An 11,066-nucleotide genomic window follows, 5' to 3' on the forward strand; every position below is an offset into this window, starting at 1 on the left:
CTGGCGGACGGGCGGGCGACGACGGCGAGTCGAGGAGATTCCAGCCCGTCCGGCGTTTGAGGACGAGGCGCGGAGCGGCGATGACGGGGGAGAGGGGCGGAGCCCCAGACGGGAGGGCGGGGGGCCGGGGGCGGCAGTCCCCGGTTCGGGGAGGGGTGGGCCTGGGGCGCTCCCGCGAGGCCCTAGCCCAGGTGCCGCCGGGCGAAGTCCAGCTCCAACCCCACCTGCTTGATCCGCTCGTCCACGACGAGCGACCCGTGCCCGGCCTCGTACCGGTACACCTCGTGCACCGCCCCCCGCGCCACCAGCCGGTCCACGTAGTTCTCCACCTGCCGAATGGGACACCGTGGGTCGTTCACCCCCGCCGAGATGTAGACGGGCGCCTTCACCGCGTCCACATACGTCAGCGGCGACGACGCCGCGAACCGCTCCGGCACCTCCTCCGGTGTCCCCCCGAACAGCGTGCGGTCCATCGCCTTCAGGGCCTCCATCTCGTCGTGGTACGCCGTCACGTAGTCCGCGACGGGCACCGCGGCGAGCCCCAGGGCCCAGGCGTCCGGCTGGGTGCCGAGGCCGAGCAGGGTGAGGTAGCCGCCCCAGGAGCCGCCGGAGAGGACCAGCCGGTCCGGGTCCGCGAGGCCGCTCGTCACGGCCCACTCGCGCACCGCCGCGATGTCCTCCAGCTCGATGAGGCCGACGCGGTGCTTGAGGGCGTCGGTCCACGCGCGGCCGTACCCCGTCGAGCCGCGGTAGTTCACCCGCACCACCGCGTACCCGTGGTCCACCCAGGCGGCCGGGCCCGCCGCGAAGGCGTCGCTGTCGTGCCAGGTGGGGCCGCCGTGGACCTCGAAGACGGTGGGGAGCGGCCCGGTGGCCCCGGCGGGCTTCTGCACCAGGGCGTGGATGCGGCCGCCGGGCCCCTCCACCCAGACGTCCTCCACCGGCACCGAGCCGGGCGCCTTCATGCCGGGCGGGTCGAGGACCACCCGGCCGGACGTGGAGCGCAGGACGGGCGGCTCGGCGGCCGACGACCACATGTACTCCACGGTGCCGTCCGGGCGGGCCGTGGCGCCGGACACCGAGCCGCGCGGGGTCTCCACGCGGGTCAGCTCCCGGCTGCCCAGGTCGTACCGCCACAGGTCGCCGCGGGCCTCGAAGCTGTGCGCGACCAGCAGCGCCGAACCGTCCGGGTACCACTCCGCCGACACGTCGCCCGGCAGGTCGAGGTCCAGGTCCGTCTCCTCGCCCGTGGCCACGTCCCACACCATCGGCTCCCAGCGGCCCCGGCGCTGGTGGCCCACGAGCAGCCGGGTGTCGCCGTCCACCGGGGCGAAGCCGAGGACTTCGAGGCCCAGCTCCTCCGTGCCGCCCTTGGTGTCGTCCAGCTCGGCGACGACGGAGCCGTCCAGGCGCAGCACGCGCAGCGCGGAGTGCATCGCGTCGCCGTGCTCCGTGTGCTCGACGGCGATCAGCGTGCCGTCGTACGAGAGGTCGCCGACGCCCGCGGACTCGCGGTGGCGGTAGATCTCGACGGGCGCCTCGCCGGGGGTCGCGTCCGGGCGCACGACGTGGATCGTGGAGCCGTCCTCGTCCGTGGAGCGGCCCACCACGACCGTGCGGCCGTCCCGGCCGAGGGCGAGGCCCGCCGGGTACGAGGGCGCGAGGCCGGGCACGGCGACCTCGTCGACCCCCTCGCCGCCGGGGCGGTCGGGTCCGGTGAAGGGCTGGCGCCGCCACACCCCGAACTCGTCGCCGTCCTTGTCGTCGAACCACCAGATCCACCGGCCGTCGGGGGAGAGCAGGCCGTCCGTCGTGCCGTTCGCCCGGTTCGTGACCTGGCGCTGGGCGCCCGTCGCGCGGTCCCACGCGTACAGCTCGTACGTCCCCGTCGCGTTCGACACGAACAGGGAGCGGTCCGGGGCGTCCTCGGCCCAGTCCGGCAGGGAGACGCGCGGCGCGCGGAAGCGCTTCTCCCAGTCGGGCATCCCGGCACCCCCCGCGTCACGTCCGGCCCCCGCACCACGTCCGGCCCCTGCGTCCACCTGCGTTCCCGTCTCACTCATGGCCCCATAGTGCCTGGCCCGACCGGTTCCGCGCCGCCGAGGTCCCCAGCCTGTGGATAACTTTCAGCGTGTACGCGCCGAAGCAGGCGCTCACCGCCCCGCGGGGGCCTGGCGCGCACCGCCCCGCGGGGACCCCGCGGGCTCACCGCCCCACGGCGACCCCGCGGGCTCACCACCCCACCGGGACCCGCGGGCTCACCGCCCCGCAGGGTGCAGCCACGCCTCGCCGGGCGGCGCCGCGAACTCGCCCAGCCGCGTGCACGCCCACGCCCGCAGCACCTCGCGCCCCGTCCCGTCGCCCGGCGCCGCGAGGGTGGTGACCACGACGTCCGTCCGGTGCCGGGACAGGAGCAGGTCCCGCAGGCGGGTGGCCGTGCCCCGGCGCCGGTGCCCGGGCAGCACCATCAGCTCCGCGAGCAGGAAGAGCCGTCCGGCCGCCGCCCCCGCGGCCGCCTCGGGCGCGGCGGCGTGCAGGGCCGCCACGAAGCCCGCGTACGCCGGGGCCTCGGGCGCGGCCCGGTAGCCGTACAGGCAGCCGACGAGGCCGCCCGCCGAGTCGGCGACGACCATGTCGAAGTCCCGTTCCTGCACCTCGCGTTCGAAGCGCTTGAGGAACTCCGCCCGGTCCCGCCCGTGGCACGCCGCGTACACGCTCGCCACGTCCTCGCGCTGCTGCTCCGCCTGCCACCGCGACAACCGCCGCAGAAACACCTCAGCCATCCGCGCCTCCCGCCCCGCCCCGTGATCCCGTACGTCCGGAGTGAGCATGGTGGCACCAACGGACCGCCGCGCGGAACGGTTGGCGCGCGTCGTCAGCCGAAGTGGCCCAACAGCCGCGCCACCGAGGCGAGTACGGGGCCCTCGACCCGGTAGTACACCCACGTGCCGCGGCGCTCGGAGGTGAGCAGCCCCGCCTCCTTGAGTTTCTTCAGGTGGTGGGAGACGGTCGGCTGCGCGACCCCGACGTCGGAGATGTCGCACACGCAGGCCTCACCGCCCTCGTGCGAGGCGATCAGCGAGAACAGCCGCAGCCGCACCGGATCCCCCAGGGCCTTGAACATCCGCGCGGCGGCCTCCGCCTCCCCGGCGCTGAACGGCCGCTCGCCCACCGGCGGAACACACGGCACCCCACTCGTCGCGCCGCCGGGCTCCGACGCCGCGAGAACCTGCGTATTCGACATGCGTTCACCCTAGGGACACCGACGGCCGCCGACGAAGCGGGCCCGGCGGTCCAATGGGTCCCTGGTACCTTCCCGGGACGACGAAACGAGGCACACCGCATGTCACCGGAGACCACGGGCACCGTGGCCGAACACAACGTCGTCTCCCTGATGGGCATCGTGCTGATCGCCCTGATCGCGGTGACGGCCGCCCTGGCCTACGCGTGGACGACCGCGACCCGCCACCCCCGCCGAGCGCCGGCACCCCCCGCACCCGCCCCCGCGCGCCTCACACCCTCGCGCCTCACCGCGTCCCTGCGCGCCACCGCGGCCCTCCTCGCGGCGGGCGCGGCCGCTCTCTACGCCCATGGCGCCGTACGCCTCCTCGGCCTCGACATCACCGAGCACGACCAGGCCTGCCGGGCGGCCGTGGGCGCCGCCCGCGTCCCGCGCCTCGACGGCTACGAGGCCACGTACGTCCCCCTGCGCCTGGGCTGCCGCGTCGCGGGCGACGGCACGTACACCGCGGGCGTCCCCGCCTGGCTGAACCCGTCCGCGGCCGGCCTCGCCCTCACCGCCGCCGCGTGCGCCGCGGCGGCCGCGCTCACGACGCCCGGTCCTCGGCGAGCGTGTACGCGACGAGCGCGTTCGCGTGTCCGTGCCCCAGGCCGTACTCGGCCTTGAGCCAGCCCACCAGCTCCATGTGCTTGCCGAGCCCCGACCCCCGGATCAGCTCCAGCCACTCCGCCACCGGCCGCCCGTACTTCTTCTCGATCGACGGAAAGTAACTGGCGGGCCCCTTACCCCCTGCGCCACCGGCCATGACGACGTCTCCCTCTCCTCCACGAACGCGACCCGTACTGCCACGCTCCGAACCACCGCCATGAAGACCCCGGACCAGCTCCCGGCTCATCGGAGGACGGCAGTGGCGTGCGTCACCTCTGTGGCCCGCGCGGTGTCCTGCCCGACCCGAGCAGGGGAGTGCCCGCCCCGGCCCAGTAAAGTGCGCCAACGTCGCCCCACCCCCCCGAACCCCGCACCCGCGACCCGAACCCCTGATTCCGAGGTACCGAGCGTGACCGTCGAGACCGCCGCGTCGTCCGTCGTCGTGACCGTTGTGGGGGTCGGGGCCGACGGGTGGGGTGGGATCGGTGAGGCCGGGCGGGGCGTGTTGCGGGGGGCCGAGGTGGTGATCGGTGGGGCGCGGCAGTTGGCGCTGGTGCCGGCGGAGTGCCGCGGGGAGCGGGTCGCGTGGCCCTCGCCGCTGCGGCCCGCGGTGCCGGGGCTGCTCGCCGCGCACACGGGGCGGCGGATCGCCGTGCTCGCCAGCGGCGACCCCATGTTCTACGGCATCGGCCGCGCCCTCACCGAGGAGCTCGGGCCCGAGGCCGTGCGCGTGCTGCCGCACCCCTCCTCCGTGTCCTACGCCTGCGCCCGGCTCGGCTGGCCCGTGGAGGACGTCGAGGTCGTCACGCTCGTCGGGCGGGCGCCCGCGCGGCTCGCCGCCGCCCTGCACGACCGGCGGCGCCTGCTCGTGCTGAGCGCGGGCGCCGCCACCCCCGGCGAGGTCGCCGCCCTGTTGCGCGACCGCGGCTTCGGGCCCAGCCGGCTGCGGGTGCTCGAACAGCTCGGTGGCGTACGCGAGCACGTCGGCGAGGCCGTCACCGCCGACGACTTCGACCGGGCCCCGGGCGACCCCCTCAACGTCGTCGCCGTCGAGTGCCGCCGCGCCCCGGGCGCCCTGCGGCTCGGCGCCGTACCGGGGCTGCCCGACGCGGCGTACGAGCACGACGGGCAGCTCACCAAGCGGCACGTCCGCGCCGCCACCCTCAGCGCGCTCGCCCCCGCCCCCGGCGAACTCCTGTGGGACGTCGGCGGCGGCTCCGGCTCCATCGCCGTGGAGTGGCTGCGCACCCACCCCTCGTGCCGGGCCGTCACCGTCGAGCGCGACCCCGTGCGCGCCGAGCGCATCCGCCGCAACGCCGACCGGCTCGGCGTACCGGGCCTGCGCGTCGTCACCGGCGCCGCGCCCGCCGCGCTCGGCGAACTGCCGCCGCCCGACGCCGTGTTCATCGGCGGCGGGCTCACCGCGCCCGGCCTCCTCGACGCCTGCTGGCAGGCGCTGCCCGACGGCGGGCGGCTCGTCGCCAACACCGTGACCCTGGAGTCCGAGGCCCTCCTCGCCGACGCCTACCGCCGCCACGGCGGCGACCTGGTGCGGCTCGCCGTCGCCCACGCCGTGCCCGTGGGCGGGTTCACCGGGTGGCGGCAGGCCATGCCGGTCACCCAGTGGGCCGTGGAGAAGACCACCCGGACCACCCGGACCACCCAGACAGCCCGTACCGCCCGTAGCGCTCGTACCGCCGGTGCGGGCCGTCCTGCCGGTACGGAAGAGACAGCGGGAGCGGACTCATGACCGTGTACTTCATCGGCGCCGGGCCCGGCGCCGCCGACCTCATCACGGTGCGCGGCGCCCGTACCCTCGCCGCCTGCCGGGTCTGCCTGTACGCGGGCAGCCTCGTGCCGCGCGACCTGCTCGCCGAGTGCCCGCCCGACGCCCGCCTGGTCGACACCGCGCGGCTCGACCTGGACCAGATCACCGCCGAGCTGGTCCGCGCCCACGAGGAAGGGCACGACGTCGCCCGGCTGCACTCCGGCGACCCGTCCGTCTTCAGCGCCGTGGCCGAGCAGATGCGGCGCCTCGACGCGGCGGGCGTGCCGTACGAGGTCGTGCCGGGCGTGCCCGCCTTCGCCGCCGCGGCAGCGGCCCTGAAGCGGGAGCTGACCGTGCCGACCGTCGGCCAGACCGTCGTCCTCACCCGCGTCGCGCAGCAGGCCACGCCCATGCCCGAGGGCGAGGACCTCGCCACGCTCGGGCGCAGCGGGGCGCTGCTCGTGCTGCACCTCGCCGCGCGGTACGTGGACCGCGTGGTGGAGGAGCTGCTGCCGCACTACGGGGCCGACTGCCCGGCCGCGGTCGTGGCGTACGCCTCCCGGCCCGAGGAGGTGATCCTGCGCGGGACGCTGGGCGGGATCGCCGCGCAGGTGAAGGACGCCGGGGTGCTGCGGACTGCTGTGATCATGGTGGGGCGGACGTTGGGGGCTACGCAGTTCCGTGACAGCCACCTCTACTCGCCGGGGCGCGCCCGCTAGGTCCTGCCGGGCTGGGCCGGGGGTGTCGCCGGGGTCGCGGCCTGCGGCCTGCCTGTCCTCAAGCGCCGGACGGGCTTGGTTCTCCCGCCCGCCCGCCCTTCTCCGCCGCGCCGCGGCGGGGTCATCGCGCTGCGCGCTCGTCCTCAAACGCCGGACGGGCTGGATTTCCCCCCCTCGTTCGTTCTCTCGTGCCGCGCGCTCGTCCCTAAACGCCGGACGGGCTGGATTTCCCCCCGTTCGTTCTCTCGTGCCGCGTGCTTGTCCTCAAGCGCCGGACGGGCTGGACAGCCCTGTGGCCGGGGCTGATCTGCCCACGATCGTTCCCGCGCGGTCGATGCAGATGACGTCCACCGTCACGGGAGCGCCGCGCAGGACCCGTAGGGCCTCGTCGCGGGCCGTGGTAGCGACCAGGTCGCCGAGGGGGACGCCGGCCGCCGCGCAGAGCTGGAGGGCGGCCAGGCCGGTGTTGGCCTCGGCGACCCGGGTGGCCAGGGGCTCGTCGGCGCCGCCGCGGCGGGCCAGTGCGGCCAGGAAGCCCTTGTCGACCTGGGAGCGGGCGGAGTGCAGGTCGAGGTGGCCCGCGGCCAGCTTGGAGAGCTTGGCGAAGCCGCCGCAGATGGTCAGGCGCTCGACCGGGTGGCGGCGGACGTACTTCAGGACGGCGCCCGCGAAGTCGCCCATGTCGAGCAGCGCGTCCTCGGGCAGGTCGTACGCGGCGACGACCGTCTTCTCGGAGGTGGAGCCCGTGCACCCGGCGACGTGCGTGCGGCCCGCCGCCCGGGCCACGTCCACGCCCCGCCGGATCGAGTCGATCCACGCCGAGCAGGAGTACGGCACCACGATGCCGGTGGTGCCGAGGATGGAGAGGCCGCCGAGGATGCCGAGGCGCGGGTTCCAGGTGGAGCGGGCGATCTCCTCGCCGTGGTCGACGGAGACCGTGACCTCGACGTCGCCGCTGCCGCCGTGCTCCGCCGCGACCCGGGCGACGTGGTCCCGCATCATCTGGCGCGGTACGGGGTTGATGGCCGGTTCGCCGACCGGCAGGGGCAGGCCGGGGCGCGTGACGGTGCCGACGCCGGGACCGGCCCGGAAGACGACCCCGGCCCCCGGCCGCAGCCGCCGTACCGTGGCCCGGACGAGCGCGCCGTGCGTGACGTCCGGGTCGTCGCCCGCGTCCTTCACGACCCCCGCCGTCGCCCGGCCGACCGCCAGCTCCTCGACCGCGAGCGCGAAGGACGGCGTGTGCCCCTTGGGCAGCGTGATCGTCACCGGGTCGGGGAAGCCACCGGTGAGCAGCGCGGTGTACGCGGCCGTGGTGGCGGCCGTCGCGCAGGCCCCGGTGGTCCACCCGTGGCGGAGGCCGGTGTGCTTGAGTTGGGCGCCGCGGCCGCCCTTCGCCTCGCCGGCGCCTCGCACCTCACTGCTCATGAACGGACCCGGACTTCCATGCGCGTACTGATACTCGGCGGCACCACGGAGGCCCGCCGCCTGGCCGAACTCCTGCACGGTACCCCCGGCCTGCACCTGACCAGCTCCCTCGCCGGGCGCGTCGCCGGCCCCCGGCTGCCGCCGGGCGAGGTCCGCGTCGGCGGCTTCGGCGGGGCCGAGGGGCTCGCCGCGTGGCTGCGGGAGCACCAGGTGGACGCGGTCATCGACGCCACGCACCCCTTCGCCGGGACGATCAGTTTCCATGCGGCGCGGGCCGCCGCCGACGCCCATGTTCCCCTGCTCGCGCTGCGCCGTCCCGGGTGGGACCCGGTCCCGGGGGACGTCTGGCACGACGCGGACTCCCTGGCACAGGCGGCGGAGCTGCTGCCCGGCCTCGGCGAGCGGGTGTTCCTGACGACCGGGCGCATGGGCCTCGCCGCGTTCGCCGGGCTCACGGAGCAGTGGTTCCTGGTCCGGTCCGTGGACGCGCCGGAGCCGCCGCACCCGCCCCGCATGGAGGTGCTGCTCGACCGCGGGCCCTTCACCCTCGACGGCGAACGGGAACTGCTGCGCCGCCACCGCGTCGACGTCCTCGTCACCAAGGACAGCGGGGGAGCCGCCACCGCGCCGAAGCTGACGGCCGCCCGCGAGGCGGGGGTCCCCGTGGTCGTGGTGCGCAGGCCGCCCGTGCCGGAGGGCGTGCCGGAGGTGGCCGGTCCGGCCGAGGCGGCCCGCTGGGTCACGGACCGCCTCTGAGCGTCGGGGCTACGCCTCCGGGTAGCGGCGCGGCGTCCAGACAATCGTTTCGCCACCCGTGCCGCTCACGTCGCCCCCGCCGGTCCCGGACGCCTCGCCGTCCCCGCGTCGTACGGCCCGCGTCTGCGACGAGCCGACCAGCAGGATCGTGCGCATGTCGACCTCGGCCGGGTCCAGGTCCGCGAGGCGTACGGTCCGTACGCGCTCGCCGGCGCCGCCCACGTCCCGCGCGACCACGACCGGGGTGTCCGGCGCCCGGTGCTCCAGGAGCAGCTCGCGGGCCTTGCCCACCTGCCAGGTGCGGCTGTGGGAGCCGGGGTTGTACAGGGCGAGCACCAGGTCGGCGGCGGCCGCCGCGCGCAGCCGCCCGGCGATGACCTCCCACGGCTTGAGCCGGTCGGACAGGGAGATCGTCGCGTAGTCGTGGCCGAGCGGGGCGCCCGCGCGGGCGGCGGCCGCGTTGGCGGCGGTCACGCCCGGCAGCACCCGGACGGGCACGTCCGCGTACGCGTCCTCCGACGCGGTCTCCAGGACGGCCGTGGCCATCGCGAAGACGCCGGGGTCGCCGCCCGAGACGACCGCGACCCGCCGCCCCCGCAGGGCGAGCTGGAGCGCGAACTCGGCGCGCTCGGCCTCGACCCGGTTGTCCGAGCCGTGCCGGCGCTGGCCGGGGCGGACCGGCACCCGGTCCAGGTACGTGGTGTAGCCGACCAGGTCGTCGGCGGCGGCGAGCGCGCCCCGCGTCTCGGGCGTGAGCCACAGCGGCCCGGCGGGCCCGGTGCCGACCACGACGACCTCGCCGCGCGCCGGGGCCCCGGCGTCCGCGGAGGCAGGGGGCTCGCGGTCCGGCACCGGCAGCGCCGCCACCCGGCTCGGCAGCACCGCCACCGAGAAGTACGGCACCGAGTCCTCGGCCACGTCCGCCAGTGCGCCGAGGCGCTCCCCGGCCATGGTGGCGCGCTCGACGTACCGGGCCTCGTCCAGGCGCTCCGCGCGGTCGAAGGCGCGCCGCACCTTGGGGAAGGTGCGGCCCAGCTTCATCACCACCGCGGCGTCGGTCGCGGCGAGCCGGGCCGTCAGCTCCTCCTCGGGCAGGGTGCCGGGCAGGATCGTCAGCACCTCCTCGCCCTCCGCGAGCGGCGTGCCGAGGCGGGCGGCCGCGGCGGACACCGAGGTGACACCGGGGATCACCTCGGTGTCGTAGCGGTCGGCGAGCCGCTTGTGCATGTGCATGTACGAGCCGTAGAAGAGCGGGTCGCCCTCCGCGAGCACGGCGACGGTGCGGCCCGCGTCGAGGTGCGCGGCGAGCCGGGCCGCGGCCTCGGCGTAGAAGTCGTCCATGGCGCCCTGGTAGCCGCCGGGGTGGTCGGTGGTCTCCGTGGTGACCGGGTAGACCAGCGGCTCCTCGATGTGGTCGGGCCGCAGGTGCTCGGCCGCGATCGAGCGCGCGATGGACCGGCCGTGCCGGGCGCTGTGGTACGCCACCACGTCCGCCCCGGCGATGACCTGGACGGCGCGGAGGGTCATCAGGGACGGGTCGCCGGGGCCGAGCCCGACGCCGTAGAGCTTGCCGCTCACTCTTCCTCACTCGCGATCGCGTTGAGCGCGGCGGCGGCGAGGGCGCTGCCCCCGCGGCGGCCGCGCACGACCAGGTGGTCGAGGCCGGAGGGGTGCGCGGCGAGCGCGTCCTTGGACTCGACGGCGCCGACGAAGCCGACCGGGACGCCGATGACGGCGGCGGGCCGGGGAGCCCCCTCGTCGATCATCTCCAGGAGCCGGAACAGGGCGGTCGGCGCGTTGCCGACGGCGACCACCGAGCCCTCCAGGCGGTCCCGCCACAGCTCCATCGCGGCGGCGGTGCGGGTGGTGCCGAGCTTCGCCGCGAGCTCGGGGACGGCCGGGTCGGAGAGGGTGCACAGCACGTCGTTGGCGGCGGGCAGCCGCTTGCGGGTCACCCCGCTGGCCACCATCTGGACGTCGCAGAGGATCGGCGCCCCGGCGCGCAGGGCCTCGCGGGCGCGGGCCACGACGCCGGGCGTGTAACCGAGGTCCCGTACGAGGTCGACCATCCCGCAGGCGTGGATCATCCGGACCGCGACCTGGCTGACGTCGGCGGGCAGCGCCACGAGGTCGGCCTCCGCGCGGATCGTGGCGAAGGACCGGCGGTAGATGGCCGCGCCGTCCTTCTCGTACTCGTAGGTGGTCACGGTCTTGTTCTCGCTGCTCTCGGTCGTCATACGGGGCCAATCGCCGCCAGGGCGGTGGCGAGGCGGGTGGGGTCGGCCAGGGGGACGGGGTCGGACGCCCGCCCCTGGCGGACGGCGGTCAGGTGGTAGCCGCCGCCGGGCGCGGCGACCACGTCGACGCGGTCGCCCCGGGGGTGGCCGCAGCGCCGCTCGCACCCGGACCAGTACAGGGGCAGGTCCGCGCGTCCCGCGGCGGCGAGGGCGCCGGCCGCGTCGGCCCGTACGTCGGCACGGGACTTGGCGCAGCCGGGGCGGCCGGC

11 protein-coding genes and 1 pseudogene are annotated in these 11,066 nt (G+C 76.2%); 4 read left to right on the forward strand and 8 right to left on the reverse strand.

All coding sequences use genetic code 11. The annotated features are described in order from the left end of the window. Positions 1 to 182: 182 nt before the first annotated feature. The 3 genes from IE330_RS35570 to IE330_RS35580 form a co-directional block, all read right to left on the reverse strand. Positions 183 to 1,985 carry a S9 family peptidase gene (locus tag IE330_RS35570; protein WP_190140316.1) on the reverse strand — a complete coding sequence of 601 codons (1,803 nt, stop codon included), beginning with the start codon at positions 1,983 to 1,985 and terminating at the stop codon, positions 183 to 185. 273 nt (positions 1,986 to 2,258) lie between these two features. Continuing rightward, positions 2,259 to 2,783: a hypothetical protein gene (locus tag IE330_RS35575; RefSeq protein WP_190140317.1), complete on the reverse strand. Its 525-nt coding sequence runs from the start codon at positions 2,781 to 2,783 to the stop codon at positions 2,259 to 2,261. Positions 2,784 to 2,875: 92 nt separating this feature from the next. Beyond that, entirely contained in the window at positions 2,876 to 3,244 is a 369-nt protein-coding gene (locus IE330_RS35580; protein ID WP_190140318.1) for an ArsR/SmtB family transcription factor, read from the reverse strand. Positions 3,245 to 3,343: 99 nt separating this feature from the next. Between IE330_RS35580 and IE330_RS35585 the strand changes: the two genes are divergently transcribed. Next, positions 3,344 to 3,907, forward strand: a complete 564-nt coding sequence (locus tag IE330_RS35585) for a hypothetical protein (RefSeq protein ID WP_190140319.1) — start codon at positions 3,344 to 3,346, stop codon at positions 3,905 to 3,907. Here IE330_RS35585 and IE330_RS35590 read toward each other — a convergent pair. Continuing rightward, entirely contained in the window at positions 3,828 to 4,046 is a 219-nt protein-coding gene (locus tag IE330_RS35590) for a DUF4287 domain-containing protein (RefSeq protein ID WP_190140320.1), read from the reverse strand. The two genes, IE330_RS35585 and IE330_RS35590, sit on opposite strands and share 80 nt — an antisense overlap. A 252-nt stretch (positions 4,047 to 4,298) precedes the next feature. Here IE330_RS35590 and cbiE point away from each other — a divergent pair, with 252 nt between their 5' ends. Both cbiE and cobM read left to right on the forward strand, forming a co-directional pair. After that, positions 4,299 to 5,639, forward strand: coding sequence for a precorrin-6y C5,15-methyltransferase (decarboxylating) subunit CbiE (gene cbiE, locus IE330_RS35595; protein ID WP_229926160.1), 1,341 nt, complete (start codon positions 4,299 to 4,301; stop codon positions 5,637 to 5,639). Continuing rightward, a complete protein-coding gene (gene cobM / locus IE330_RS35600; RefSeq protein WP_190140321.1) occupies positions 5,636 to 6,376 on the forward strand; it encodes a precorrin-4 C(11)-methyltransferase in 741 nt (246 codons plus the stop codon). The genes cbiE and cobM overlap by 4 nt, the downstream gene beginning before the upstream one ends. A 264-nt stretch (positions 6,377 to 6,640) precedes the next feature. On the opposite strand, the gene IE330_RS35605 is transcribed toward cobM, so the two are convergent. After that, positions 6,641 to 7,804, reverse strand: coding sequence for a cobalt-precorrin-5B (C(1))-methyltransferase (locus tag IE330_RS35605; protein ID WP_190140322.1), 1,164 nt, complete (start codon positions 7,802 to 7,804; stop codon positions 6,641 to 6,643). An 18-nt stretch (positions 7,805 to 7,822) separates the two neighbouring features. On the opposite strand from IE330_RS35605, the gene IE330_RS35610 reads away from it, so the two are divergent. Then, positions 7,823 to 8,560: a cobalt-precorrin-6A reductase gene (locus IE330_RS35610; protein WP_190140323.1), complete on the forward strand. Its 738-nt coding sequence runs from the start codon at positions 7,823 to 7,825 to the stop codon at positions 8,558 to 8,560. 9 nt (positions 8,561 to 8,569) lie between these two features. On the opposite strand, the gene IE330_RS35615 is transcribed toward IE330_RS35610, so the two are convergent. From IE330_RS35615 to IE330_RS35625, 3 genes and pseudogenes are all read right to left on the reverse strand, one after another. Next, positions 8,570 to 10,138 carry a precorrin-2 C(20)-methyltransferase gene (locus IE330_RS35615; RefSeq protein ID WP_190140324.1) on the reverse strand — a complete coding sequence of 523 codons (1,569 nt, stop codon included), beginning with the start codon at positions 10,136 to 10,138 and terminating at the stop codon, positions 8,570 to 8,572. Further along, on the reverse strand, positions 10,135 to 10,797 hold the full coding sequence (locus tag IE330_RS35620) for a precorrin-8X methylmutase (RefSeq protein ID WP_190140325.1): 663 nt from the start codon (positions 10,795 to 10,797) through the stop codon (positions 10,135 to 10,137). The genes IE330_RS35615 and IE330_RS35620 overlap by 4 nt, the downstream gene beginning before the upstream one ends. Then, a pseudogene (locus tag IE330_RS35625) lies at positions 10,794 to 11,066 on the reverse strand (cobalamin biosynthesis protein CobG); the annotation flags it as partial. The gene IE330_RS35620 and the pseudogene IE330_RS35625, both read right to left, overlap by 4 nt.

This window comes from Streptomyces longispororuber (assembly GCF_014656095.1).
Taxonomy (GTDB): Bacteria; Actinomycetota; Actinomycetes; order Streptomycetales; family Streptomycetaceae; genus Streptomyces; species Streptomyces longispororuber.

Coding starts and splice junctions, on each gene's coding strand:
- IE330_RS35570 (WP_190140316.1), bottom strand. CDS start 1,985: ATGCCCGACTGGGAGAAGCGCTTCCGCGCGCCGCGCGTCTCCCTGCCG.
- IE330_RS35575 (WP_190140317.1), bottom strand. CDS start 2,783: ATGGCTGAGGTGTTTCTGCGGCGGTTGTCGCGGTGGCAGGCGGAGCAG.
- IE330_RS35580 (WP_190140318.1), bottom strand. CDS start 3,244: ATGTCGAATACGCAGGTTCTCGCGGCGTCGGAGCCCGGCGGCGCGACG.
- IE330_RS35585 (WP_190140319.1), top strand. CDS start 3,344: ATGTCACCGGAGACCACGGGCACCGTGGCCGAACACAACGTCGTCTCC.
- IE330_RS35590 (WP_190140320.1), bottom strand. CDS start 4,046: ATGGCCGGTGGCGCAGGGGGTAAGGGGCCCGCCAGTTACTTTCCGTCG.
- cobM (WP_190140321.1), top strand. CDS start 5,636: ATGACCGTGTACTTCATCGGCGCCGGGCCCGGCGCCGCCGACCTCATC.
- IE330_RS35605 (WP_190140322.1), bottom strand. CDS start 7,804: ATGAGCAGTGAGGTGCGAGGCGCCGGCGAGGCGAAGGGCGGCCGCGGC.
- IE330_RS35610 (WP_190140323.1), top strand. CDS start 7,823: ATGCGCGTACTGATACTCGGCGGCACCACGGAGGCCCGCCGCCTGGCC.
- IE330_RS35620 (WP_190140325.1), bottom strand. CDS start 10,797: ATGACGACCGAGAGCAGCGAGAACAAGACCGTGACCACCTACGAGTAC.